The sequence below is a fragment of the Sphingosinicella sp. BN140058 genome, from assembly GCF_004135585.1.
Lineage (GTDB): Bacteria > Pseudomonadota > Alphaproteobacteria > Sphingomonadales > Sphingomonadaceae > Allosphingosinicella.
In genome coordinates, this window is the sequence record NZ_CP035501.1 from 3750655 (window position 1) to 3774407 (window position 23753).

Sequence of the window (23753 nt, forward strand, 5' to 3'; positions counted from 1 at the left end):
ACCGCGATGGCGGCGGCGCTTGCCGGCCAATATCCCGCGGCGGCGCGCGCCGTGCTCTTCTACGGTTCCTGCCTGCGCGAACGGCAGCTCGAAGGGCTGATGCTCGATTTCTATCTGATCGTCTCCGATTATGCGGACGCCTATGGCAAGAGCTGGATGGTCCGGGCCAACCGGCTAATCCCGCCGAACGTGTTTCCATTCCAGCATGACGGGCTGGTGGCCAAATATGCGGTGCTCAGCCAGGCCGACTTCCACCGCCTGAACGGCCCCGAGACCGTATCCGTCTCGGTCTGGGCGCGGTTCGCGCAGCCTTCTCGCCTGGTGTGGAGCAGCGATGCGCAAGCGGCCGCTCAGGCGGTCGCGGCGGTCGCGCGCGCGGCTCCGACCCTGCTTGCCCAGGCGCGTCCGCTCTATTCAGGTTCGGACCCGCTCGACCTGTGGCGGCTCGGCTTTCAGCTTACCTATGGCGCCGAGCTGCGATCGGAGCGCAAGGGCAGGGCGATGTCGGTGGTCGATGCCGATCCCGACCGTTACACCCGTTTCACGACTGCCGCGCTCTCGGCCGCCGACCTGTCACTCGACAGGCCGATCACGCCGGCAGAGCGCCGACGGGCGCTGGGGCGCTGGGCGCGGATGCGGCGCTCCGGCAAGGCACTGACCGTGGTGCGGCTGATCAAGGCCAGCGGCACCTATGCCGGCGGCATCGACTATCTCGCATGGAAGATCAACCGGCACGCCGGCACCGAGATCGAGATCCGGCCCTGGCAGCGGCGCTGGCCGCTGGTGGCGGCGCTTACTCTGCTGCCGAAACTTCTTCGGCGGGGTGCCATCCGCTGACGCGATGCGAAAGCGCATTGGCGACCGCATTGGAAAGACCGGACACCGTGAACGGCTTGCGCAGGATGTCGTGCCCGCTGAGATCGTCGGCATCGCCGGCCTCTCCGACATAGCCGGTGACGAACAGCACTGCGATCCACGGCCAGCGCCGGGCCGCTTCGCGAATGAGCTCGGGACCGGTCATTTCCGGCATCATCACGTCGGTGATGATGAGGGCGATGTTCGGCTCGCGCTCGAGCAGTTCAATGGCCTCGCGGCCGCTGGCACAGGCGATGGTGCGGTAGCCCAGTTCCTCGAGCGCGCCGACGGTCGCGCGGCTGACCCGCGGATCGTCCTCCACCACCAGGATCGAGATACCGGTGGCCGCCTCTGCATCCTTGGTCACAGCCATGCTGTCGGCGACCCGGACGTCGCCTGCTTCCTCGCCACCAACTTCGCTGCGCGGCAGCAGGATGGAGACGGTGGTGCCCACGCCCACCGTGGATTCAAGGACGATGTCACCGCCCGATTGGCGCGCGAAACCGAAGATCTGACTGAGGCCCAGCCCGGTACCCTTACCGACCGGCTTGGTGGTGAAGAACGGCTCGAAGACCCGGTCGATCATCTCCGGCGGAATGCCGGATCCGGTATCGGAGACGCTGATCTTCACATAGTCGCCGGCGCCGAGTTCGTTGACCTCACGATCGTCCAGGCGGACATTGTCGACTCGGATCGCAAGACGGCCCTGGCCATCCATCGCGTCGCGGGCATTGACGGCAAGGTTGAGCACGGCATTCTCGAGCTGGTTGGTGTCGACGCGTACGTGCCACGGCAGGTCCGGGAAGCGGGTCGAGACCGAGATGCGCTCGCCGATCGAGCGATCGATCAGATCGAGCATGCCTTCGACGAGCTCCGACGGCGCGGTCGAGACTGGCAGCAGCGGCTCGGCGCGGGCGAAGGCAAGCAGGCGCCGGGTCAGCGCGGCGGCGCGGGTGGCGCCTTCCATCGCGTTGTCGAGATGGAATTCCACCTCCCGCTTGGAGCTCCGCAGCTTGCGCTTGGCGAGATCAAGACCGCCGACGACCACAGCAAGCATGTTGTTGAAATCGTGGGCGATGCCGCCGGTGAGCTGGCCGACCGCCTCCATCTTCTGCACCTGACGAAGCTGCGCTTCCGCAGCGGCGCGCTCGGCCGCTTCGGCCTGAAGCGCCTGATTGGCCTCAAGCAGTTCGCTGGTCCGCACCCGCACTGCTTCCTCGAGGCGCTGAGCGCGGCTCGCTTCGCTATCGGCTTCGGCAAGCGCGTCGAGGCGCTGGCTGATCGCGCGGAACGCGAGATAGCCGAGAATAACGGCGCCGATGCCGATAAGCACCGCGATCCAGCCCAGCCACTCGGTAAGCTCGTTGGCGCGAGCGCCGGACGCGCCGGTCGCGGTCATCCGTTCGAGCAGATCGTGACGCTCCTCTTGAGCGATCTCCGACAGTTTGGCGCGTAGCGCGGGCCCGGGACCGTCGTCGGACATGCCGGCCTGGTAGAAGAGGCTGATGCCGCCGGCGCCCTTCTGGGCAGCTGCGGCTGCGGCGGCCGCCGCGAGTTCGGCCCCTCGGTCGCGGTACATTTTGCGAAGCGCCTTGACGCGGGCATATTGTTCGCGGTCCCGGTACACCATGCGCTCGAGCTGGGTGATCTGCCGCTCGGCCAGGCGCCACTCATTGTAATAGGTGGTACCGGTTTTCTGCTGCTCGTCGAGAACGTAGCGGCCCAGCGCCGCTTCGGCGCGCGCGATCGAGCCGTCGGCGCTGCGGGTGAGCAGCATGACGTCGTAGCTGTGGCGTTCCGAAAGGATCGCCTGTTCGCGTGCCCGGTTCGAACTGGTCACCATGTACATCAGAGCGACGAGCAAAAGCGTCGTGACGACTGCTCCCACGCTGGCCAGAAGGCCGCGTCCCCTGCCTGAAGATCCGTCCACGGACGTCTCAAATCCTTCACCCGCCATTTACCAAGTCTATTCCAAAGCAAATGCGCTGGAAAGACCAGGGAAGCTACGTAAAGGGGTGCCGCACCCCCGCATCCTGTAGGACGGGGGTGTGCTGGGGCGCGTGGGCGTTACTGAAATGCTTCGTTGCGGACCTGAAAGGAGGTCAGGCGATTACGCCGGTTGCACGTCCGGCGGCCTCGAACATAGCCAGGATGCGGCCGACTTCGTCACTGGAATGCTCCGCGCAGAGCGAGCAGCGGAGCAGGAACATGCCGGCCGGCGTGGCTGGGGGGCGCGCCATGTTCACATAGACTCCGGCTTCGAGCAGCGCCTGCCACATCAGGACAGTGGTCTGCTGATCCGGCAACAGCACCGCAATGATCGCCGACTGCGCATCGGGAGTCGCGATGTTGAAACCGAGTTCGCGCAGGCCCTGGTGCAGCCGGCGGCTATTCTCCCAGAGATGCGCGCGCTTCTCGCCGGCATGCATCAGCTTGCGGATCGAAGTCGCCGCCGTGGCGACGACCGACGGCGGCAACGAGGCCGTGAAGACATAGGGACGGCAGACCAGGCGCAGCACTTCGAACTTGGGATGGTTCGAGACGATGAAGCCGCCGACGGTGCCGACCGATTTGGAGAAGGTGCCGACGACGAAGTCGACCTGATCCTCGACGCCTGCCTCCTCGAAGACACCGCGACCACGCTCGCCGAAGAAGCCCATGCCGTGCGCTTCGTCGACGACCACCATCGCGCCGTGGCGCTTGGCGACCTCCACCATCTCTTTGAGCGGTGCGATGTCGCCCAGCATCGAATAAACGCCTTCGAGCACGACCAGACGTCCGCCCTCGGCAGGCAAGCGCTTCAGCCGCCGCTCGAGATCGTCGACACTGTTATGCCGGAAGCGGACGATCTGGGCGTTGCCGAGCGCGCAGCCGTCATAGATCGAGGCATGGCTGTCGGCATCGAGGATGATGTAATCCTCCTTGCCGGCGATCGTCGACATCAGGCCGAGATTGGCCTGGTAGCCGGTCGAGAAGACCATGGCATGCGCAGTGCCGTAATAGTCCTTGAGCGCGTCCTCGACTTCGCGATGGCCCTGATAGGTGCCGTTCAGGACGCGGCTGCCGGTGGTGCCCGCGCCATATTCGTCCAGGGCGCGCTTACCGGCGGCGACGACGTCGGGGTCGAACGTCATGCCCATATAATTGTAGGTGCCGAGCAGGATCGTCTCCTTGCCCTTGATGATCGCCCGGGTGGGGGAGAGAACTTTCTCCATTACCAGGCCGAACGGATCGCGGACTCCGGTGTCGAGCAGGGCTTCGCGTTCGGCGATCAGCGAGTCGAACTTCGAGAACAGGTCACGGCCGTGCGAGGGCGCGACCGCGGTCTCGTCGGAGGGATCCATGGGGTTGCGCGCAGCTTCGGTCATCGCCTCAGCCGTCGCTACGGAGCTGTTCGACCGCGTCCACCAACTGGCCGACCGTCTCGATCTCGGCCTGCATGTTCATCGTGATCAGAATGTCGAACTCGTCTTCGACCGAGGCGACGAAATCCATCACGATCAGGCTGTCCCATTCGAGATCGCCGGCAAAGGTGGTGCTCTCGGCGAGCGTCACGCCCTTCTTGTTGAACGGGGCGATGAGCTGGCTCACCTTGTCGAAGATCTCGTCTCTGTCGGTCATTGCCGTCCCTTAGGTTCCGTGCGCCCTCCTGCCAAGACAATTGGGCCGGAATGCGACCCTGGGGAGGCGCAGAGGGGAGCGTGCCGGAAGGCGGGCCGACGGCGTTCGCCGGCCCGCCGCCTGCTCAGCGGCCCGGCGCGAGTGCCGGCCGATGGTGGAGCCGGTCCTTGACCGCAAGCCGCAGTCTCTTCAGCCGCAGCAATCGCGTCCAATCGGGAAGGCGCCGCCTCAGCTCGCGGCGAATCTCGTCGTCAAGCCTGCGGTGGACGAGGGTCAGGCGAAAGGTCATTGCATTCATTGCCACACTCCAATCGATGGTTGGTCATCGATCGGGTCGGCTGCGATGCAGGCAGGCAAATGGTCGTGACTGCATCGAGCTAACCCGATGCGGTCCGACATCACGATCGTTCCTGAAGAACGGCCGCCAGAGGGGCCCGGTCCCGCACGCTCAATTTAGGGCCGGGCCGCGGAGGGTTCAAGTCGCGCGCGCCTCAGCCCAGCCAACCCTCGCTGCGGTACCAATCGGCCGTCTCCTTGAGACCGGTCGGGGTATGGACCTGCGGCATCCACAATGCCGAACGCGGCCGCCGCTCGGCGGCGACCACCCAATCCGGATGCGAGAAATAGCGCACGCGATCCGGGGTGAGCTTCGCCTTGCTGCGGCGTACGAGACGGTCGACGCCGGACACGAGATGAAGCAGCGGCCTCGGCATCGCCACCGTCACTGCGCGCTTGCCGTAGATGCGGCCCAGCGTCTTGGCAAAATGGCGGTGCTCCCAGCCGCCCTCACGGCCGTCGTCGGGCTCGTAAAGCACCGAGCGGCTGTCGGCATCGTCGAGAACGGCCAGCAGCAGGCGAGAGAGATCGTCGACATGGATGACGGAGAAATGGCCGCCCGGCGGCAGACCCACCAGGCCCATCCGCGCCATCCTGAACAGCTCGAAGGTCTCGCGATCGCCCGGACCATAGATTGCCGGCGGCCGGATGATCGTCCAGTCGAGGCCAGAGGCAGCGACGAGTCGCTCGGACTTGAGCTTGGAACGGCCATAGGCGGAAAGCTCGGGCTCGCGCGCTGAGAGGCTGGAGACGTGGACGAAGCGCCGTACGCCCACCTTGCGCGCCGCATCGATCACGGCGGCGGTGCCGCCGACGTTCACGGCCTCGAATTCGGCTTCGTTGCCGTTGATCGCGCCGGCAATGTGGATCACCGAGTCGGCGCCGGCGCAGAGCTTCTCGAGCGAATCCGAGCGATCGAGCGCACCCTCCACCCAGGCGATCTCATCCTCCGGCGGCTTCCAGGCGCGGGTCAGGGCACGGACATCATAGCCTTCGGCCACGGCAAGGCGGAGGAGGTGGCCGCCGACGAAGCCGGTGCCGCCGGTAACGGCGAGCGTGCGAATGGTGCCCCTCCGCCTCACAGCGGCGACCAATCACCGCTGTCCTCCGCCTCCTCTCCGCTGCTCGCTTGCGGATCCAGGCGCTCGAGCAGGGCATCGAGCACCTGCTCGACACCCTTGCCGGTTGCGCCTGACACGATCAGCGGGCGTACGCCGGCTTCCTGCTCGAGCTCGTCGGCGAGGGCGGCGAGCATCTCGTCGTCCAGCGTATCCGCCTTGTTGAGCGCCAGGATCTCGTCCTTCTCCTCGAGGCCCTCGCCATAGGCTTCGAGCTCGTCGCGGACGGTGCGATAGGTCTCGGCGACATCCTCTTCGTTGGCGTCGACCAGATGAAGGAGAACGCGGCAGCGCTCGATATGGCCGAGGAAGCGGTCGCCGATGCCGGCGCCTTCCGCTGCGCCTTCGATCAGGCCGGGGATGTCCGCCATCACGAACTCTCGCTGCTTGTGCTGGACGACGCCGAGCTTCGGCTGCAGGGTGGTGAACGGATAGGCACCGACCTTGGCATTGGCGTTGGTGACGGCGTTGATGAAGGTCGACTTGCCGGCATTGGGCAGTCCGACGAGGCCAACGTCGGCGAGCAGCTTGAGGCGCAGCCACACCCACATTTCCTCCGCCGGCCAGCCGGTACCATGCTGGCGGGGCGCCCGGTTGGTCGAAGTCTTGTAGCTGGCATTGCCCCGGCCGCCGTCCCCGCCGCGCAGAAGCACGATCTGCTGGCCCACCTCGGTCAGATCGGCGAGCACATGCTCGCGATCGTCGGAAATGATCTGGGTGCCGACCGGAACCTTGATGACGAGATCCTTGCCGCCGGCGCCCGTCTGGTTGCGGCCGGCGCCGCCTTTGCCACGTGGTGCCTTGAAGTGCTGGGTGTAGCGGAAATCGATCAGGGTATTGAGGCCTTCCACGGCCTCGAAGACGATGTCGCCGCCCTTGCCGCCGTCGCCGCCGTCAGGGCCGCCATATTCGACAAACTTCTCGCGCCGGAAGCTGACCGCACCCGGGCCGCCGGAGCCGGAGCGAATGAAAATCTTTGCTTGATCCAGAAAATGCATCGGGGGGACCTAGAGCATGATCGTCTGAGGTGGAAGCGCTTCGCGCTTCCACCGATGACGTGAATCATGCTCTATCATAGGGTTGAGACCAAGATTCACGCCTCAGGCTGATTCAGCCTGAGAGATCGTGGTCTCGGGACGCACGCCTTCCGCTGCCACGCCGATCGACGAAAGAAGGTGGTTGCGGGCGAGTTCGCGGGCCTTTTCAGGGCGCAGGCCGAGCGCCGCCGCCATCGGCTCGCCAAGCAGCGAGTCGCCGAGCGCCGCCAGTACCAGCCATAGGGTGATTTCGTGCACTGGCCGGTCCTCATGACCTCGGCCGAGATGATCGACCAGGCGATGGATCGCCTCCAGCACGGGGTTGAGCGCATCCTTGTTGCCCGACAGGATCATCCAGGCGGCGAGCGCCCCGGCGCCTTCGCGGCCGAAGGCATCGAAGGTACGATCGACGATTTCGCGCGGATCGGCCGTGCCGTGCCGCGCCCGAACCACCGCATCGCCGATCGCCGCCGTGATCCGCTCGGAAAGGTAACGGGCAAGCTCCGCCTGCAACTCGGCGGCGGAGCCGAAATGGTGGAGCAGATTGGCATGGGTCCGGCCGATGCGGGCCGCGACGGCCTTGAGCGTAACTGCCTGTGGCCCAGCCTCGATCAGCAGGGTACGGGCGGCTTCGAGGGCGGCGGAACGGCTTTCTTCCGGGGTGAGGCGGGCTCTGGCTGTTGACATCAGTGTCAGTAATCGCGATCTGTCATGGCGAAGGAGATACAGCATGGCGAGCGTTGCGACACCCTCCGATCTCACGATCACGCCCCGTGACCAGAAATTCGGACGCGGCGGCCAGACTGAGCGCTGGTGGCTCGGCGGCGACCCGATCGGCACCGCGCTCTACAATGCACTTTCCGCGACCTTCCCGAAGGGAGAAGCCTTTTTCGTCGAGAGCGTTCGCGCCTTCCGCGACGGTGCCGAGCCGAGGCTTGCCGCCGACATCAAGGCGTTCACCACTCAGGAGGTCTTGCACAGCCGCGAGCATGTCGCCTTCAACAAGCGTGCGGTCGACGCCGGCTATGATCTTAGCAGGCTCGACAAAGCGGTCGATCATCGCCTGGCGATCGTCCGCGCCAAGCATCCGATCGTCAGCCTCGCGGTCACCATGGCGCTTGAACATTATACGGCGATGCTTGCGCACGAGCTGCTCGCCGAGCCACGCCACCTCGCCGGCGCCGATCCCGAAACCGCCGCCTTGTGGCGCTGGCATGCGATCGAGGAGATCGAGCATAAGGGCGTCGCCTACGACACCTGGCTGCACGCCACGAAGGAGATGGGCCGGTTCAAGCGCTGGAGCATCAAGGCACGAGTGATGCTTCTCGTCACCCATCACTTTCTCGTCGATCGCACCAAAGGCGCGCTCGATCTGCTGGCGCAGGATGGGATCAAAGGCCCCAAGGCCTGGTCAGGCTTGTTCTGGTTCGCGTTCGCGAAGCCCGGGATGATGCGGAAGATTCTGGGCGCGTGGCTCAGCTTCTTTCTTCCCGGCTTCCACCCCTGGAATCATGACGACCGCGCTCTGATTGCGGCCGAAGAGAAAGCGCTCGGCTACGCCTGATCGGCGGGCGGGATCGACGAGACTGGGTCCTCGGCATGCGTCGGTGCGAATTCAATCGCGAGCACGGCGACGATCCAGATCGCGAGGGTGGCCACCAATCGATGCAGATCACCCTCGCTGAGCCCGTTCGGGGCCATGCGCTCGCTGCCGAACACCATTGCGAGCAGGCCGACGTAGAGCGCCAGGGATGCCAGAGCGTAGAGCCGGCGTTCGGACGTGGAGATCATTCGCAGCACCGCCACGGTGCCGGCCAGCAGGATGATCAGCAGGACATAGTCGCGGAGCGGCACCGTGCCGAGCGTGCCCAGATTGGCGCCGAGCAAGGCCCCGAAGAACAGATTGAAGCCGTCGATGAAGCCGAGCTTTTCCGCCTTGGTCTGCTTCCAGATCGATTTCATCCCATCCCCCTGCGTCCGCTACCGGGATAGACCGGCCGCGGATCGCAGGAAAGGGTAGGGCTCAGGCCGCCATTCGCGCGTCTGCGGAGACGTCCTCTTCGGCGCCGAGCTCCAGCGCATAGTCCCGGCAGGGCGCCAGGCCGCGGCGTCCGGCGCTGTACCGTGGCGCGACGCCGGCCGGACGAAAGCCCAGCTTGTGCAGAACGCGGCCCGACGCGGGATTGTCGAGGAAGTGCCCGGCATGGACCCGCGGCAGTCGCAGGCTCTCGCGGGCCATGGCAATGACGGCGCGGCCGGCCTCCGTGGCGTAGCCGAGACCCCAGAACGGGCGCGCGATCCAATAGCCGAGTTCCATCTCGCCGTCCGGCCGCCGCCCGAAACCGATCGCGCCCGCCAGCTGCGGTGCGCCGAGGGTGCGGCGGAAAATCAGCATCGACGGTTCCGCCGGCAAGCGCTCGGTTTCGAGAAACGCCTCGGCATCGCCGAGCGTGTAAGGCCACGGCGCGCTGGCGAGATTGCGAACGATCGCTTCATCGGCGACCGCCGCGTAGAGGGCGGGTGCATCCTGAGCCCAGCCGGGCCGCAGCAGCAATCTCTCGGTCCTAGCAAACATCGTCTCTACCTCTTTCTCTTTGGCCGGGCCGCTACCGCGATGAGGTTGCAGCCTGGTGACAGTTTCGAGGGAGAAACGAAAAAGGGAGAGGGGGTGACCCCTCTCCCTCTTATGGTGCTCTTGCGAGTACCTGGGGGTCACCCTCTAGGGGCGACCCAGGTCGCCCGTCATTCGGCTGCTTGCGCAATCATGTCGACGCATACGTATTTGCGGCCGAGCTTGCCGTCGCGGAACGTCACGCGGCCTTCGGTAAGCGCGAAAAGGGTATGGTCCTTGCCCATGCCGACGTTGGCGCCCGGATACCAACGGGTACCGCGCTGACGCACGATGATGTTGCCGGCGAGAACCTGCTCGCCGCCGAACTTCTTCACGCCGAGACGACGACCCGCCGAGTCGCGACCGTTGCGGGAGGAACCGCCTGCTTTCTTATGTGCCATCTCTGATCTGCCTTCGTCTTACTCGGAGTCGCTCTTGTCAGCGACCGGGGTATCGGTTGCCGGGCTCTCAGCGCCCTCAACCTTGAGCGGAGCCTGAACATGCGCCTCGGTGTCGGCCGGGGCTGCGGCCTTCTTGGCGCGCGGCTTCTTGGCGGGCGCTTCGGCGGAAGCCTCGGGTGCCGGAGCTGAAGTCTCGCCAGCGTCCTGCGCTGGCGCGGCGGCCTTGGCAGCCTTCGGCTTGCTCTCCGCCTGCTGATCGCCGATGCCGACGATGCGCAGGATGGTGTGCTGCTGACGATGGCCCTTCTTGCGGCGATAATTGTGCCGGCGCCGCTTCTTGAAGACGATGACCTTCTCGGCCTTCGCCTGCGCGATGATCTCGGCGGCGACCGTCAGGCCGTCGGTCGAGCGCAGCTCGGATCCCTCGCCGGCGATGAGGACATCGCCAAGCGTGATGGTGTCGCCCGCTTCACCAGCGAGCTTCTCGACGACGATCTTGTCTCCTGCGGCAACGCGATACTGCTTGCCGCCCGTGCGCACGACTGCGAACATGGCTTGTCTCAACTACCTTCCAGCTTTTACCCGCATGCGGAATCGGCGAGAGCCGGTGGCTCCGCGCAGGAGAGTTGAGGGCTGCTACAGTGAGGTGCCCTGCGTGTCAACCAAGAGTGAACCCTAAATCGCCTGCACGTCCGAACCGGTCGATCAACGGGCGATCAGTGGGTCCGTTCCCGCCGCAACCGGTAGCGGCCTTCGGCATAAGCGTCGAACAGGCCGGCGATTTCCGGATGATCGATCGGCTCGTTGCTGTCGTCCACCTCGAGGTTCTGCTGGCTGACATAGGCGATATAGCTCGATTCGCCATTCTCGGCGAGGAGATGGTAGAAAGGCTGGTCCTTGGCGGGTCGCAGATCCTCCGGGATCGCCTGGTACCATTCGTCGCTGTTGGCGAATACCGGATCGACGTCGTAAACCACGCCGCGAAAATCGTAGAGACGGTGTCGGACGATGTCGCCGATCGCGAAATCCGCATGTCGGACGACAGGAGCGATGGGGCTGCCGTCGGCCGTGATGTTTTTGATGCCCTGCATGAACGCGATGTAGGAAAGTTGCGCGGATCCGCAAGATTGCGGGGTTGGCAAGCGTCAAACGCTCGGCTAAGCGCCCCGCCTGACGACCCACCGCCGGCCTGTTCCGGTGCGTAGACCTTTCGCGGAGAGGTGCCAGAGTGGTCGATTGGGACGGTCTCGAAAACCGTTGTGCCCTCACGGGTACCGTGGGTTCGAATCCCACCCTCTCCGCCAGTTCCCTGTCCAACGCCGTCCATCAACGACCTGAAAACCCTAGGATTTCCGGGGGTTGTCGGGCAAGATGCGTCCATCGCGATCCACCCGGAAACACCGCCTACCAGAGAAAAGTGGGGGCATTTTGGGGGCATCGAAACTGAACGATGGGGGCACTGTGCTCACGAATCTTCAGGTGCGTCAGGCAAGGCCAAAAACGGCCGACTACAAACTTGCCGACGGCGGCGGACTCTATCTGTTCGTCAGCAAGGCCGGATCCAAATCGTGGCGGTTCAAGTTCCGCATCGGCGGCAAGGAGAAACGCCTCGTGTTCGGGACCTATCCGGATATGTCGCTCGCGGAGGCGCGCCTGCGCAGAGAGGACACCAAGAGCCTCGTACGCGAGGGGCGGGACCCCGCGATAGAAGCGTGGAAGGACCGGTTTGTCGCCAAGGCAAAAGCGGAGGCGACATTCGAGGCAGTCGCCCGCGACTGGCACGCCTTGCAAGCCCCGCGCTGGACGCCGGTTCATGGAAACGATGTGATCAGCAGCCTGGAGAAGGAGGTCTTTCCCTATGTCGGCCGGCTGCCGCTCACCGACATCGACGTCCCCCTGACCCTCGCAGTGCTCCGCAAGATCGAAGAACGCGGCGCGCTCGAAACCGCCAAGAGGGTTCGCCAGCGAATGTCCGCCGTGTTCGTCTACGGAATTTCGTGCGGTATCTGCTCCGCCGATCCCGCAGCTCCTGTGGCTAAGGCGCTACGACCCACCCCGAAGAAAGCGAGGCGCCCGGCTATCACCGACATCGAGGGATTGCACCGTCTCCTCAACACCGCGGAAGCTTCGAACGCCAGTCCCGTCACCAAGGTGGCATCCCGGCTCCTGGCCCTGACCGCCGTTCGTCCGGGGGTGATCCGCGGAGCAACGTGGGACGAGTTCGAAGGCATCGACTGGAAGGCCGCCGATCCGACAATGGCCGGACAGCCGATCTGGCGCGTTCCGGCAGCACGGATGAAGATCGTCCTCGAGCGCAAGGACGACGAGGCCTTCGACCATCTGGTCCCGTTGTCACGCCAGGCATTGGAGTTGCTGGTCGCGATCAGGCCGCTGACCGGCCGGCTGAAGATAGTGTTTCCTTGTACCCGTCACCTTCATCGTCCGCTGAGCGAGAATGCGATCGGCTATTATTACAACAGAGCCGGCTATCACGGCCGTCACGTACCTCATGGCTGGCGCGCGGCATTCTCGACCGTGATGAACGAGCGGGCGGAGCGGACAGGGCGGCCCGGTGATCGAGCCATCATCGACCTGATGCTTGCCCACCTGCCACAGAACCAGATCGAAGCCGTTTACAACCGCGCCGCCTACATGGACCGCCGCCGCGAGATCGCGCAGGAGTGGGCCGACCTGCTGACTGCAGGACTGGCGCCGGCGGCTGACTTGCTCAAGGGGCCAAGGCGGTGAGGTGCCTCGCATTGGCATGCGGCAGAACTGCCTTGCGGAGTTGAGGCAGCGATTGAGTGTGCCGCAGTCCACAATGCGCAGAGCTCACGAGATGCATGCTGATGGGTGTCCTGACAAGACGATGTATTATGCTTGTCCATCGCTCGGGCCCGTCGACGCTAGTCGCCGCACTATGAGCCGTTCCTGGTGACCAGGCCTGAACCGGAACGGACATGTGCAGAGCGCACAGCTCGCTCAAAGCCACTGCATGGAATGGATCGCGCTCGGTGACGCTACGTTCGTCTTCGCGCAATAATGGCAATCAGCCACGATCTCCCCTGAGCCATCGAACGAGATCGTGTCCGATCCATTGGAAGCATCAGCGAACAACGGCGTTGCCTTTCCGCATTGGTTGCATTCCAGTGAGAAATACCACGATCCCGCTATCGGCGCCGGCGTAGCAAAATAATAGTTATCGTCAATCCGTGCCGGAGTTGTGCCGTGCGTTACGCAATAGACGATCACCCTTTCGAAAGCAGCCGTGTTCGCTCGCTTGTCATCGTCTGTAATCATTGCAGATGCCCCTCTCTACCTGCTGCCGGCTAATGCTAGTCATATTTTCGGGATAATCCAGCCTCCCCTTGATGCGGGATCGAGGGGGTCTTGGGAGGGCGGGGCCCGGCTCGCGCGAGCACCACCGCCCAGATGCCGTTTCGCTGCCGAGGCGCAGGTGCGTTCAACCAATTGAACGATCTGGAGCGAAAATCTCCAAACGCTTCGATCTCCATCGCGTCGGCGCGGCTCCACCTTCATGAATACCAATGGGCTCAAGATGGCGCGGAGATCCGGAGCGGCAATTCGGGAAACCTCAGCATTGTGCAAACGCCTGAGGCGTCCATGCCCCAGACCCACAGAGGTTCTCTTAATGTGCGGCCCTGGGCTCGCCGCCTCACTCCTGGAGGTGGCGGCGACCCAGGCCGCCATGGGAGAACGGGAGTTCAGCCGGTCAGGATCTGCCGTTGGCCCGCCGCGGTTGAGCTTGGTAGCGGAAGGCGGAGAAGGCGCAGAGGGGAGTTGGCCGACTGCTTTCTTGAGTTTGCCAGAAAGACTAGCCCGAAAGTGCTATTCATTTGATGAGGCGTTAATCGCGTTTGGTCGAACCTGAAGACAAATTTAGGCATCAGCGGAAATACATTCTATCCCGTTTCCCATTCAATTCGGCGACAGCGACTTGTGCGTTTGATGCGCATGTGCTGCAATCCATAAGCGTCAAAGTACAGGCGGCTGTAGCGTCTGGGCGATCCCTATCCGCATACCCCCTGGAAGAAGGGGTCGCCCCTTTTCACGTTCGCTTGGACGCGTGAAATCGACCAGGAGTGGAAACCGACGACGGACACGCCGCCTGCCGTGACGACTCAACGCGCCGCTGCCCGCGCGCGCGGTCGACCTTGACGGCAGGCGAGCGTATAGCCGCCGATGCGCGGATCAACGGCAGTCGGCGTCATCCTGTGATCAGGATATGGCGGTATTCCTCCGGAGAAGGCTCGATGGCTAAGCCCTGGATCAATTCACCCGAGTTCAAGCGCGGAGCGCTGCACGCCTTTTTGCTGGTGGCAGCCGTCTTCGTGCTGATGATGGTCTTCACAGACTGAACGGGCCGAGGCGCACGAGTCCAGAAGCGCCTCGGCCCTGACCGGCAGGTCCGAAGGGGGCGACAGCTCACCGGCTTTAATAAAGATGCGCCTTAAAGTCATTCTCGTCGATATGGCAGAAGGGCCGTAATGTTCCTGGCACCTGTCTTCGGAGGCGTCCAGTACTCGATCTTCTGCCGGCAATCCGCATGGGAGCGCTGGACGGGCCTCCGGTCGTATCATCGCTGGGCGAAATGCAAGCGCGCCGAAGCAGAACTTCGCCTGACGTCGAGAGCCTCGTCCGCGACTCCGAGATCGAGGCAGAGCTGCGCAGTCGAAGAAACGCAAGCCGATGTCGGGCTACAGTCGGTCCATCCTCAGCCAGGTGCGGTCGCCGGCCCATGCGCGTTCCAGGGCCGCCTCTGCCGCGGCCGCTTCCGCCTTGTGCCCGAGCGCGCGCTCGGTCGCGGCAAGGCCATAGAGCGCCCAGCCACTGCCCGGCGACTGCAGGAGCGCGGCACTGAACGCGTCTCGCGCCTCATCATATTGGCGAGCCTGGTAGAGCACGGCGCCCAGCGATTGCTGCACCGGATAATACCAGAAAGGCGGCTCCATGTACGCAAGCCTGTTCTGAAGCGCCACGGCCGCACGGTAGTGCATCGCCGCTTCACCCGGATGGCCGTTGGCCTGCGCCCAGCGGGCCTGCGCAACCCGGTCCGCTACCTGCACGAGGTCGCGAGCCGGCACGCCCTGGGTCTCCATCGTCTGCAGCACCTTGCCTTGGCGGAAGATGCGGAGAGCCGCGATTTCCCTGTCGAACGCAGGCCGGTCACGCTGCCGGGCAAAGGCGATGGCCCGGGCATATCGTCGCATCGCCGCGGCATAGGGTATACGCGCATCCGGTTCGGCCATTGCGAGGATCTGGCGGGGCGTCGCGAATTGCGCTGCTGCGAAAAAGGGAGCGGCGCTGATCGCCTGGATCCAGGCGATCCGACCGCTGGTCTCCGGATCGAGAAGGCTCTCCAGTCGTCGCGCCTCGCGAATGGCTGTTCGCATATCGCCGGCCATCTGCGCTGACGTGACGATGAAATGCACATTATGCGGGTAATAACCGTAGCGAACGAGCCCCTTGTCGCCGCTCGACCTGATCCAGGCTTCGTCGGCCCGAGCGGCGGCAACGTTGACGCGCATCGAGTCCTTCCACCGCCCGACACGGAAATAGATATGCGCGGGCATGTGGACGAGGTGACCGGATTGCGGCGCCAGGGGCGCGGCGAGCCGGTCGGCGGCCGCCTCAGCCCGCTTCGGGTCGGGACCGTTTTCCATCAGGTGAATATAGAGGTGCGCTGCCTGCGGATGGTCAGGGTTGCGCGCCAGCACCGTTTCGACGAGCCGCACCGCTTCCCCGATCCGCGGTTGGGGGGTACGGCGATCGGCCTGCCAATAATCCCAGGGCCTGGTGTCCATCGCCGCTTCGGCGGCGAGCAGCGCGAGATCGTCATGCCCGGGGTATTCTTCGGCGGCGGCGAGCATGGCATCGGCATAGGAGGCGTCGAGCGTGGCCCGGTCGACCTTTGCGTTGGCCGAGTAGCGCCGGAGCATCGCAGCCGTCAGCGCCCGCTCGGGCGGGGTGGCGGCTCCCGCCAGGTCATCGGCGCGACGCGCCAGCTCGATCGCGCGCGCGTTCACGCCGCCATCCATCGGCGCGTTGATATTGGGCCCGTGCGCCAGCGCCTCGCCCCAGAAGCACAACGCGCAAGCAGGGTCGAGCCGTTGCGCTTCCTGGAATGACGCGATCGCTGCCGCGTGGTTGAAGCCATAGGCAAACAACAGGCCCTGATCGAAGTATAGCTGTGCCTTCCGGTTGCTGGTGGTGATCGGGAACTGCACCCGGCCAAGGCGACTGGAGAGCGGCGGAGCCGGTGCTGCCTTTCTCTGCACGGCAGCCGCAGCAACCATCAGTCTCTGGCGCATCGCGCCGCTTCCGACCTTCCCCCCGCACATGTTGCCGAGCTTTCGTGTCGGATCGAGCAGGCTCAGCAGTTCAGGCGAATAGCGCGTCGGGGTATCGGGGCGTACGCCCATCAAAGTTCCGGCGACGAGGAAAAGCGCCAAGGGGCGCACTATCTTCTGCATCACCACCTCCTGGGAGGGCCGGTCGCGGCGCCGATCGTACCACTATCCGCACGGCAGGTCAGCCGGTTGTCCAGAGAGCGCGCCTCCTACTCTGAACCCCCAGTCGTTCGGTCTTCGCCTTCGTAGCGGCCTGGCGGGCCGGCGTGCGGGCCGGCTGTTCGGTTCGGCGGGCATGCAGGCGGTATGAGTCGCTACGATGGTGCGGCATGGTTGAGGACGGGGCGCCGCGAGGCACGAGAGTTCATGCTCGAGTCCGGCGCGCTCGCCGCTCGCCGCTCGCGCTCCTGCTTCCTGCCGACGGGACATATGTCCATCGATTGCGTGTCGTCCGCAGGCAAGCGCCACGAGCACCACCGGGAAGCTTACATGGTCTTGCCGGATGCGCACCCGCGCGATGCTTCCGGAATCCTCCGCGACACCCGGAAGGGAGCGGCTGCCGTTTCGCATGGCGGCGATTGCAGACGGCCAGCCCCGAGCGGGTAACGACAACGAACTTGCCGGCGAGACGAAAGGGAGATCGGAACGCCTCGCCCGCCGGCGGCCGAGCGAGAAGGCGCCGCGCAGGCGGCGCCCTCTTTCTTCATTTCCCGGGCGCGGTGCTGCCGTCCGGCCGATCCCGAATGCGGAAGCTCCAACCCTCTCCCTCCCGGCGGCACTCACGCGTGTAGTAATAGGGGTCCTGCATGCGCGCCTGCGCAAGCGCTGTCTTGCAGTCGGCCAGCGTCCCGTAAATGACGGTATCATCGACCTGCGCCGACGTAATGGTCGGAGTTGCGAAGCCGACTGCGAACAGAAAGAGAGCTGCTGCTTTTTTCATGGTTCGTCTCCAAGGGGAAATTGCGTCCCCATAGGCCGTCATAGAGCAGTCGCACACGACGGGATGCGACCAGATGGTGATCATCCATAATTTCTTTCAGCCGCTTCTCGCGACAAGTGGTCATCTTCAACAGATCGTTCCTGACGCTGCCCGCGGTCCTGCCGATTGCTTCGCCACGGCACGGCCATCCCGGCTGACCGGCTGCCAGCCCCTGGTCACTCTTGGCAAAGAGCATCTGGGAGAGCATCACCTGTTCCTAGTCCGGGCGCGAAGCCTTCTCTGCGGCAGGCTCAAGCCAGGGTCGCGCAACGCTTCTACGCGAGTCGAGGAACTCGGGATTAGCAGGAACCAACTTCCTTTGGCGCGCGTAACTGGGAGTTCGCAACGCATTCCGTTGAAGCCGAACGGCTTGGGCTTTTCTCCGAAACCCGGTGCCGCATAGCCCCGGTGTGTGCATGTCGTACCGCCATTTTCTGCTGTCTGCGCAGCTAATTATCTCTCGCGAACCAACTTTATAAGTGCCTGCGGCACGGTAACATCGTGTTTGGTGATCCATGATAATGACGGGCATCGATCGGACGATGCACGTTCAAACGACTTCGTTGTGGAGACGTTCGATGCAGACTGCCGATATCGGTTATCTCCTGCAGCGTGTGCGTGAGGAGCAGGCCGCTGCCGGAGCTGCCCGCGATCCGCGGGCAGCGGCAGCGCATGCACGGCTTGCCTCGGCCTACCGGCAAGTCCTGGCGGCGGCGGGTGGCAAAGCCGGCGCGCCTGCGGTGCCGTAACGAAGGCGAAATTTCTGCTTCACGCGCGACGAGAGCCGACGGTGCTCCGCCTCGAGCGTGGCTCTCTTTCAAGCCTGGGCAGGCGTGGAGTTGTGCGGAAACGGCTCCGGCGCGGGAAATCTTCGCTCAAAGCGAGGCGAGAAGCTGCAGGCCCGCATGCACGAGTGCGCTCAGGAGGAGAAACGTCACTGCCGCCATTGCGAGGCGGGTCGTGACGAAGTGGGGCTCCGAGGGTCTTTGCATCCGTATACTCCCGTGGCGCCTCTCCAGAGAGACTCGTCACCTGGTGCGCCAATCGCAGGCGGGGGCGGCGAACCTTCCGAATCCAACTGGCTGTGACCACCCTGACGTTATGACAATCCCCGCCGAGTAAGGGTCGTCTCGGCGGGGACCGGCTGCCGACCAAGCAGCGGCGCTGAAGGGAGTCAGCGCGCACTTGAAGTCAAACACCAAGCGGGCGTTGGCGCAATTGGAACAATAGGGCCGGGGACGGCTATTCCGGGTGGCGTCGTACGCCTTTCGGCGAAGGTTTCCGGGCTTTCTCGACCCGATGTTCCCATCCCTTTCGATCAGCCTCTTCGCCGAGAGCGCGGCAGGACAACGAGCCCGCAGGCCGTTGCGCTTGGCGGTCGGCTGAGCGAACGCGCGAAGGCAGGTCCCGCGGCGGTCGGGGACAAGGTTTGCTCAGCACGCGACTGTCGCAACCTTGGATGGCAGTCGAGCTCCCCGTATGTGCAGGGTAGGATACTGCAAGATGCCCGAGGGCGGAATGTCCATGAGGTCCAACGAGTCAAAGCGGCATGGCGGATCTGGAAGCGTATGGGGGACGGGCTGCTGGTGCTGCCGGATTAAGACCGGGCCAAGCATCGACTGCTGACCCAGCGGGCCTGGAGCAAGCCGGACGGGGGGGTGCCGGGAGGATGCTCAACGAAACATCCGGTGCTTCGTTCGGGAAACAGAATAGGCTATGACGCTTCGCCGCAGCACGGAGATCCGAGATGGACATCTGGACACGACTCGCCACCCGACCTGGTGATCAGAAGCCGCGCGAGCTTCTGGTTGGTGCGGGGCGCATGAGCGAGGCTTCGACGTGCAAGGCCGCGCCGCCGTTGAAGCTGAGCCATGCGGCGCTAGCGTCGTTGCGATCCCGGTTCCTGGTGAACAATCCGCATTAAGCGGCTTTGGCTGCAGTCTCGAGCGTTCTTCATGGACCGCCGGACAAAGGGATATCCATATTCCCGATCGGCAGCTGTCGCCGTGATCCCGGCGGGACGTAGGGCGGGTTGCGAAACAATGCCGGGCTCAAACCGCGTCGGCGGGTTTGGATGCCGTGCCCGGCGGACTCGATCTCTGCGGGGTCCAGCCGGGAAGGGCGGCACGCGGCCGGCGGGCAGTGGCGCACTCTGCTCTTCCCGGCGTTGAGTCTCAGATCTTGTAGCCGCAATTTACCGGCGGGACGGCGACATTGCCCCGCCCCACTCGCAGGATGACGTTACCCGCAGCATCCTGATCGCCCGCCAGTTCGTTCAGGAATTCCTCGAAATTGGTATAGCCGTCCCGGTCGGGGTCGAGGTTCGGGTCCTTGAGGCCTCTCGCGGACTCCCACAGATCGCTCATCCCGTCGCGATCCGCGTCCGGATAGGCCGTGCCGCTCGCCAGCGCCGGCCAGCCCCCCACCTGCGCCGGGCTGTCGATGATCTTGCCCTTGCAAGCCAGGAAGTCGCTCATGACACGGGCATCGGACACGTCGCGCGGGAACGCGCCGGCAAATTGAACGACGTCGCGCACGGCCTGGGCGGCGCCGCTATAAAGTGACATCGACAGCGGAAATGGATAGGCCGTGACGTAGCGCCAGTCTTTGGGTTCAAGGAACAGGCGTTCGTCAAGTGTAACGTGGCTCCTTCGACCGTCGATATTACCCTGGATATAAATCTTGGCATGGCCAGGAAAGGTGGAATATTCTTCCTGATAGTCGCCGCCGAAGATCGGCAACCAGGCCGATGAGCTCGGACCGCGCGAAACCCAGTTGCCGATGACGTTCGCTTCCCGGTTGACCCCTGAGGAGGGTTCGCGGGCGACCTGAAGCATCGAGAAATATTGGTGGGCCCGTTCGCGCATATTGTAGGAAACGACGTTCACCACGTCGACTCGCCCGCCGACGCCTGCATTAGGCATGCGGTCGGTCGCGTGTCCGATGAAGCTGTGATGCACGGTGATGCCGCTGCCTTCGATAAACATTCCCTTGGCATGTTCGAGCTGGATGTGCGTGGAGTGGCTGAGGCCCTCATAGATGAGCGACCATTGCACGGTGATGTTCGCGGAAGCCTTGGTGGAATTGAACGGCTCGTCGGTCGCCCATGACAGGGAAACGTGGTCGAGAATCGTGTTGCGGGCGCCTGCGTCGACGGTGATCGCGTCCGTCGTGTCCTGCTTCTTGCCGGACGTCGGCCCGGGACGGATCCGGATATGGCGAATGATGTTGTCGGGCTTGTTGAGCGCGATTGGCGAGCCGGTCAGGTTGGACGGAGCGTTGCGGATGGCAATTCCGCCGCCGGGTGCGGTCTGGCCGGCGATTGTCAGATTGCCGGATCGAGGCTTGATCTGCTTCACGAGCTCGATCGTTCCCGCGATCCGGAAAATGCAGGTTCGTGGGCCGCTTGCTTCCATGCAGTCGCGCAGCGAGCCCGGCCCTGAATCCGCAAGCGTGGTGACCCACATGGCCTTGCCGCCACGCCCGCCCTTCGCGGCCGCACCGAACCCCTCGGCCGTCGGGAAGGCGCGCTGCGCGCCGTCCGGAAGCTTGGCCGGATTATAGCCGGGGGGCGCGGCGGTGGCGCCAGCGATCGGCGCGGCTCCGTTGCCGCCATTCCCATTCGGTCCGGTCATCCCGGCGAGCGCGAGAGCGGTAACAAACAGGGCCACCGCGCGCGAGCTTCCACCAGCTTCGATTATAAATCCGTTGGTCATGATTAGAAATCCCTCCCCAAGATAAGCTGCAATCTTCTGCGCGAGGCAATCCTCTGCGCGTCCCGCGGCCGCAGACACGCCGCAGGGTCCTGAAGTCGCAATGGTCTGTACAGGCAGGCTAAGTCTGTTGATTTACCAAATTTGCGCCCCTCTCCCGCAGTGTTCGGCGCTCGAACCTGATCGCGTGTTTCAGGTGGTTTCGGGTTAAGCAAGTATTAATCGTCCGTTCGCTTAGCTTGTCCGGCGAGCTGTGCTCATTGCGGTTACCCGATCACGCTCCGGTAAGAGCAAGCGAGACGATTGCTTCTGGTGTTCTTGCCCTACTGAGGAAGTGAAAGGGCTCCGGGCGCCGCAGACTCCTGGACGCTCCGCTCCTCTGCTCGCGAACCGATGTCCGACAGATTTCCTCCGACCCTCCTGCCTCGTCGAGGCTGTCCGGCGTACTGCCGGTCGGCACCTTTCGTCCCAGGGGTCAGTCCCGGGAGAGATAGGTCGTGATGTGCCAAACGACTGAGCGTCTTTGCTTTATAGTCGTCGATCCAAGTCGTGCCTTGACGCGCTGCGGTCCGGGCCGCACGCTCTCGAGTTCGCTGTTGTGGGCAGCGCGTGGTGGAGTGTTGGATGGATCCTCTGGGACCGGCGACAGGGACGCGGCTCGACGGCTGGAAGAAGGTCGCAGCCTATTTCAACCGTGACCGGACGACGGTGATGCGCTGGGCACGCGAGCGTAACCTTCCGGTCCATCGTCTGCCCGGGGGGAAGCAGGGTTCGATCTTCGCCTTCGAGCACGAGCTTGCCGCCTGGGCGCTTCGGCAGGACGATATAGCGACCTCCCTGGGGGAGGGTGCGGGAACGCCGGCCCAACTGCCGGAACCCGATCGGGTTGGCCCCATGCAGGCGCCGCGCCCGAGGCCGGCATGGCAGGGGCGCGCGGTGAGCGGCGTTGTTGCGCTCGTCCTGCTCGTCTTCATCACCATCGCCTGGCAGCAGGCCAGTCAGCCTGCCCAGGGGACTGGCGCGCCGCGGGCGATCAGCCTGCCGCGCGACCCTGCAGTGGCTGCCGATTATGTCACCGCCCGTGATCTGTGGGCGCGCCGCTCTCCCGCCGACCTCAATCGTGCGATCGGCCTCTATCGAAGCGTGATCCGCCGCGAGCCGCGCTTCGCGCCGGCCCATGCCGGCCTGGCAGAGGCCTGGCTCCTGATCCGCGAATATGGTGCGGTGAATGATCCGACCGCCTATCGCCACGCGCGCCGGCACGCAGAGGAGGCGCTGCGGCTCGATCCGGAACTTCCGAGCGCGTATCGTGCGCTCGGCTTCATCGATTACTGGTGGAGCGGCAAGGCTCCTTCGGCCGTGCAGAATTTCCAGCGCGCGATCGCACTGGACGGCCGCGATGCCCAGTCACATTTCTGGTACGCCAATGTGCTCGCGGATCTTGGCGAGGATCAATCGGCCCAGCGGGAATATGACAAGGCCCGCTTGCTCTCCCCAGGATCGCGGACCATCGAGGTCGAGCAGGCCTGCTCGCATTGGCAGGCAGGTCGCGATCGCAAGGCGCTGGAGCAGCTCGAAGCTCTTGCACGACGCACCCCTGATGATGCGACCATCTATAATTGCCTCGCATGGCTGCATATCTCGAGAGGCGACATCGTCGGCTATTCGCGTGCCTTCTCGGCGCGCGCGCGGCTGCAAGGCGAGCCGCATCTGCTGGGGGCCGCCTCCGCGATCGACGCAGCGGTCCGGCGAAATCCCGACACGGCTGTCGCGGAACTGATCGCGCAGTCCCGGCGGGAGATTGCCGTCGGCGCGCGCAAGCTGCGTGATACCCCCGCATTCTTCGCGTCTGCAATGGGCGACCGCACGGCTTTGGTGGAGCTCCTCCACGAAGCCAATGACCTGGGCGAAAAATGGTATTCCGCGCCCGTGACGCGTCGGATCGCCGCCCGCTGGAAAGGAGATGCCGAGGTGCAGCGGCTCCTCGAGCCGCTGCTGCCGGCACCGCCCATGGCCTCGAGTTCATAGGCCCGGCAGCGTTTTCATCATTATACCACAATTTGCCACCTCAGCGGACGGGTCGACCTGCGCGATATTGGCGGACGCCCGAACCGCCGCGGGGCGGGCGGGCGCCTAGGGGAAGCAGGGGCAAGATGATCAGGCGAGAGCCGCCGGCAAGGCTGGCCCGGATGCAGTGGCTGCGGGCGGTGTCCGTCTCCGCGGCATCGATGCGGTCCCTGCTTCCGGAAAACCGCGGAACAAAGGGGGGTGTTCGCGGACGGCCCGGGCGTCGGCGGGCGCCCGGGCCGCAGCTCGGAATGGCGACAGGCCCGAGGCGCGCTCTAAGCCAGCACCGAGGCGGGGTGCGGGATCGTCTTAGGACGCCGCCACCGCCGGGTTCCAAAGGATCAAGGTCATGTCCCTCCCGGAGCGCTTGAGTGCGCGCCTCTTGGAGCGTGCCGGCCGCTACCGCGCCCAGGCCGAGGAACAGGGAGAAGCGGGACGTCGCGACCTGCTCCGGATGATGGCTGACGCGTATCGCGCCGAAGCCGAGCGTCTGGACGGCGCCGGGGAACTCCGGAGTTCTCGCACCGTCAGGTGATCGGCGCCGTGTCGCGGCCGGGATATGCCTGCCAGGGGGGGCGCACGCGCCCGCCCATTGCTTTGCATGAATTGCAAAAACACCTACGAAGTCGCTAAGCGCGTTTACA

General features: G+C 64.6%; 23 protein-coding genes and 1 tRNA gene. 9 read left to right on the forward strand and 15 right to left on the reverse strand.

Annotation, left to right across the window (positions count from 1 at the left end; all coding sequences use genetic code 11):
• The first annotated feature begins 6 nt into the window (after positions 1-6).
• A complete protein-coding gene (locus ETR14_RS16855; protein ID WP_371416821.1) occupies positions 7-837 on the forward strand; it encodes a hypothetical protein in 831 nt (276 codons plus the stop codon).
• Here ETR14_RS16855 and ETR14_RS16860 read toward each other — a convergent pair.
• The 7 genes from ETR14_RS16860 to ETR14_RS16890 form a co-directional block, all read right to left on the reverse strand.
• Positions 794-2704: an ATP-binding protein gene (locus tag ETR14_RS16860; protein WP_243455557.1), complete on the reverse strand. Its 1911-nt coding sequence runs from the start codon at positions 2702-2704 to the stop codon at positions 794-796. The two genes, ETR14_RS16855 and ETR14_RS16860, sit on opposite strands and share 44 nt — an antisense overlap.
• Positions 2705-2957: 253 nt before the next feature.
• A complete protein-coding gene (locus ETR14_RS16865) occupies positions 2958-4199 on the reverse strand; it encodes an aminotransferase class I/II-fold pyridoxal phosphate-dependent enzyme (RefSeq protein ID WP_129392012.1) in 1242 nt (413 codons plus the stop codon).
• Positions 4200-4227: 28 nt separating this feature from the next.
• Complete coding sequence (locus tag ETR14_RS16870) at positions 4228-4476, reverse strand: acyl carrier protein (RefSeq protein WP_129386461.1); 249 nt, start codon at positions 4474-4476, stop codon at positions 4228-4230.
• A gap of 124 nt (positions 4477-4600) precedes the next feature.
• Positions 4601-4774, reverse strand: a complete 174-nt coding sequence (locus ETR14_RS16875) for a DUF465 domain-containing protein (RefSeq protein ID WP_129386463.1) — start codon at positions 4772-4774, stop codon at positions 4601-4603.
• A gap of 193 nt (positions 4775-4967) precedes the next feature.
• Positions 4968-5894: an NAD(P)-dependent oxidoreductase gene (locus tag ETR14_RS16880; protein WP_243455558.1), complete on the reverse strand. Its 927-nt coding sequence runs from the start codon at positions 5892-5894 to the stop codon at positions 4968-4970.
• Positions 5891-6928, reverse strand: coding sequence for a GTPase ObgE (gene obgE / locus ETR14_RS16885; RefSeq protein ID WP_129386465.1), 1038 nt, complete (start codon positions 6926-6928; stop codon positions 5891-5893). Before obgE ends, ETR14_RS16880 begins: the two co-directional genes overlap by 4 nt.
• Positions 6929-7030: 102 nt before the next feature.
• Positions 7031-7654, reverse strand: coding sequence for a TetR/AcrR family transcriptional regulator (locus ETR14_RS16890; RefSeq protein ID WP_129386467.1), 624 nt, complete (start codon positions 7652-7654; stop codon positions 7031-7033).
• 43 nt (positions 7655-7697) lie between these two features.
• Between ETR14_RS16890 and ETR14_RS16895 the strand changes: the two genes are divergently transcribed.
• Positions 7698-8531, forward strand: a complete 834-nt coding sequence (locus ETR14_RS16895) for a metal-dependent hydrolase (RefSeq protein WP_129386472.1) — start codon at positions 7698-7700, stop codon at positions 8529-8531.
• Here the strand turns inward: ETR14_RS16895 and ETR14_RS16900 are convergent.
• The 5 genes from ETR14_RS16900 to hspQ all read right to left on the reverse strand — a co-directional run bounded on the left by ETR14_RS16900 (position 8522) and on the right by hspQ (position 11070).
• The gene (locus ETR14_RS16900) at positions 8522-8929 is read right to left on the reverse strand and encodes a hypothetical protein (RefSeq protein ID WP_129386473.1); all 408 of its coding nucleotides are present in this window, start codon (positions 8927-8929) and stop codon (positions 8522-8524) included. The genes ETR14_RS16895 and ETR14_RS16900 overlap by 10 nt on opposite strands.
• 61 nt (positions 8930-8990) lie before the next feature.
• Positions 8991-9542 (reverse strand): GNAT family N-acetyltransferase, encoded by a 552-nt coding sequence (locus tag ETR14_RS16905; protein ID WP_129386475.1) that lies wholly within the window; start codon positions 9540-9542, stop codon positions 8991-8993.
• 167 nt (positions 9543-9709) lie between these two features.
• A complete protein-coding gene (gene rpmA / locus ETR14_RS16910) occupies positions 9710-9979 on the reverse strand; it encodes a 50S ribosomal protein L27 (protein WP_106514637.1) in 270 nt (89 codons plus the stop codon).
• Between the two features lie 18 nt (positions 9980-9997).
• A complete protein-coding gene (rplU, locus tag ETR14_RS16915) occupies positions 9998-10531 on the reverse strand; it encodes a 50S ribosomal protein L21 (RefSeq protein WP_129386477.1) in 534 nt (177 codons plus the stop codon).
• 164 nt (positions 10532-10695) lie between these two features.
• Positions 10696-11070: a heat shock protein HspQ gene (gene hspQ, locus ETR14_RS16920; RefSeq protein WP_129386479.1), complete on the reverse strand. Its 375-nt coding sequence runs from the start codon at positions 11068-11070 to the stop codon at positions 10696-10698.
• Positions 11071-11193: 123 nt separating this feature from the next.
• On the opposite strand from hspQ, the gene ETR14_RS16925 reads away from it, so the two are divergent.
• From ETR14_RS16925 to ETR14_RS16935, 3 genes are all read left to right on the forward strand, one after another.
• Positions 11194-11283 (forward strand) — tRNA-Ser (locus ETR14_RS16925).
• Positions 11284-11338: 55 nt separating this feature from the next.
• Positions 11339-12727: a tyrosine-type recombinase/integrase gene (locus ETR14_RS16930; RefSeq protein ID WP_371416682.1), complete on the forward strand. Its 1389-nt coding sequence runs from the start codon at positions 11339-11341 to the stop codon at positions 12725-12727.
• 1355 nt (positions 12728-14082) lie between these two features.
• On the forward strand, positions 14083-14358 hold the full coding sequence (locus ETR14_RS16935) for a hypothetical protein (protein ID WP_129386482.1): 276 nt from the start codon (positions 14083-14085) through the stop codon (positions 14356-14358).
• A gap of 339 nt (positions 14359-14697) precedes the next feature.
• Here the strand turns inward: ETR14_RS16935 and ETR14_RS16940 are convergent, their stop codons facing one another.
• A complete protein-coding gene (locus ETR14_RS16940) occupies positions 14698-16473 on the reverse strand; it encodes a hypothetical protein (protein ID WP_129386485.1) in 1776 nt (591 codons plus the stop codon).
• A 580-nt stretch (positions 16474-17053) separates the two neighbouring features.
• Complete coding sequence (locus ETR14_RS16945) at positions 17054-17374, reverse strand: hypothetical protein (protein ID WP_129386488.1); 321 nt, start codon at positions 17372-17374, stop codon at positions 17054-17056.
• Positions 17375-17907: 533 nt separating this feature from the next.
• Between ETR14_RS16945 and ETR14_RS28425 the strand changes: the two genes are divergently transcribed.
• Together ETR14_RS28425 and ETR14_RS28430 are read left to right on the forward strand one after the other, a co-directional pair.
• The gene (locus ETR14_RS28425; protein ID WP_165356484.1) at positions 17908-18078 is read left to right on the forward strand and encodes a hypothetical protein; all 171 of its coding nucleotides are present in this window, start codon (positions 17908-17910) and stop codon (positions 18076-18078) included.
• A 998-nt stretch (positions 18079-19076) separates the two neighbouring features.
• On the forward strand, positions 19077-19253 hold the full coding sequence (locus ETR14_RS28430; RefSeq protein WP_165356485.1) for a hypothetical protein: 177 nt from the start codon (positions 19077-19079) through the stop codon (positions 19251-19253).
• A 250-nt stretch (positions 19254-19503) separates the two neighbouring features.
• Here ETR14_RS28430 and ETR14_RS16950 read toward each other — a convergent pair whose 3' ends face one another.
• The gene (locus ETR14_RS16950; RefSeq protein WP_129386491.1) at positions 19504-20688 is read right to left on the reverse strand and encodes a hypothetical protein; all 1185 of its coding nucleotides are present in this window, start codon (positions 20686-20688) and stop codon (positions 19504-19506) included.
• A 978-nt stretch (positions 20689-21666) separates the two neighbouring features.
• Between ETR14_RS16950 and ETR14_RS16955 the strand changes: the two genes are divergently transcribed.
• Complete coding sequence (locus ETR14_RS16955; RefSeq protein WP_129386494.1) at positions 21667-23070, forward strand: tetratricopeptide repeat protein; 1404 nt, start codon at positions 21667-21669, stop codon at positions 23068-23070.
• Between the two features lie 388 nt (positions 23071-23458).
• Positions 23459-23644 carry a hypothetical protein gene (locus ETR14_RS16960; protein WP_129386497.1) on the forward strand — a complete coding sequence of 62 codons (186 nt, stop codon included), beginning with the start codon at positions 23459-23461 and terminating at the stop codon, positions 23642-23644.
• Positions 23645-23753 lie beyond the last annotated feature (109 nt).

Excerpts from the sequence above, each read along its gene's own strand:
- ETR14_RS16875 (WP_129386463.1), bottom strand. The coding sequence starts at position 4,774 with ATGAATGCAATGACCTTTCGCCTGACCCTCGTCCACCGCAGGCTTGAC.
- ETR14_RS16870 (WP_129386461.1), bottom strand. The coding sequence starts at position 4,476 with ATGACCGACAGAGACGAGATCTTCGACAAGGTGAGCCAGCTCATCGCC.
- rpmA (WP_106514637.1), bottom strand. The coding sequence starts at position 9,979 with ATGGCACATAAGAAAGCAGGCGGTTCCTCCCGCAACGGTCGCGACTCG.
- ETR14_RS16900 (WP_129386473.1), bottom strand. The coding sequence starts at position 8,929 with ATGAAATCGATCTGGAAGCAGACCAAGGCGGAAAAGCTCGGCTTCATC.
- ETR14_RS16890 (WP_129386467.1), bottom strand. The coding sequence starts at position 7,654 with ATGTCAACAGCCAGAGCCCGCCTCACCCCGGAAGAAAGCCGTTCCGCC.
- ETR14_RS16945 (WP_129386488.1), bottom strand. The coding sequence starts at position 17,374 with ATGATCACCATCTGGTCGCATCCCGTCGTGTGCGACTGCTCTATGACG.
- rplU (WP_129386477.1), bottom strand. The coding sequence starts at position 10,531 with ATGTTCGCAGTCGTGCGCACGGGCGGCAAGCAGTATCGCGTTGCCGCA.
- ETR14_RS16860 (WP_243455557.1), bottom strand. The coding sequence starts at position 2,704 with ATGTACATGGTGACCAGTTCGAACCGGGCACGCGAACAGGCGATCCTT.
- ETR14_RS28430 (WP_165356485.1), top strand. The coding sequence starts at position 19,077 with ATGGACATCTGGACACGACTCGCCACCCGACCTGGTGATCAGAAGCCG.
- ETR14_RS16895 (WP_129386472.1), top strand. The coding sequence starts at position 7,698 with ATGGCGAGCGTTGCGACACCCTCCGATCTCACGATCACGCCCCGTGAC.
- obgE (WP_129386465.1), bottom strand. The coding sequence starts at position 6,928 with ATGCATTTTCTGGATCAAGCAAAGATTTTCATTCGCTCCGGCTCCGGC.
- ETR14_RS16960 (WP_129386497.1), top strand. The coding sequence starts at position 23,459 with ATGTCCCTCCCGGAGCGCTTGAGTGCGCGCCTCTTGGAGCGTGCCGGC.
- ETR14_RS16855 (WP_371416821.1), top strand. The coding sequence starts at position 7 with ATGGCGGCGGCGCTTGCCGGCCAATATCCCGCGGCGGCGCGCGCCGTG.
- ETR14_RS28425 (WP_165356484.1), top strand. The coding sequence starts at position 17,908 with ATGCAGACTGCCGATATCGGTTATCTCCTGCAGCGTGTGCGTGAGGAG.
- ETR14_RS16905 (WP_129386475.1), bottom strand. The coding sequence starts at position 9,542 with ATGTTTGCTAGGACCGAGAGATTGCTGCTGCGGCCCGGCTGGGCTCAG.
- hspQ (WP_129386479.1), bottom strand. The coding sequence starts at position 11,070 with ATGCAGGGCATCAAAAACATCACGGCCGACGGCAGCCCCATCGCTCCT.
- ETR14_RS16865 (WP_129392012.1), bottom strand. The coding sequence starts at position 4,199 with ATGGATCCCTCCGACGAGACCGCGGTCGCGCCCTCGCACGGCCGTGAC.
- ETR14_RS16955 (WP_129386494.1), top strand. The coding sequence starts at position 21,667 with ATGGATCCTCTGGGACCGGCGACAGGGACGCGGCTCGACGGCTGGAAG.
- ETR14_RS16940 (WP_129386485.1), bottom strand. The coding sequence starts at position 16,473 with ATGCAGAAGATAGTGCGCCCCTTGGCGCTTTTCCTCGTCGCCGGAACT.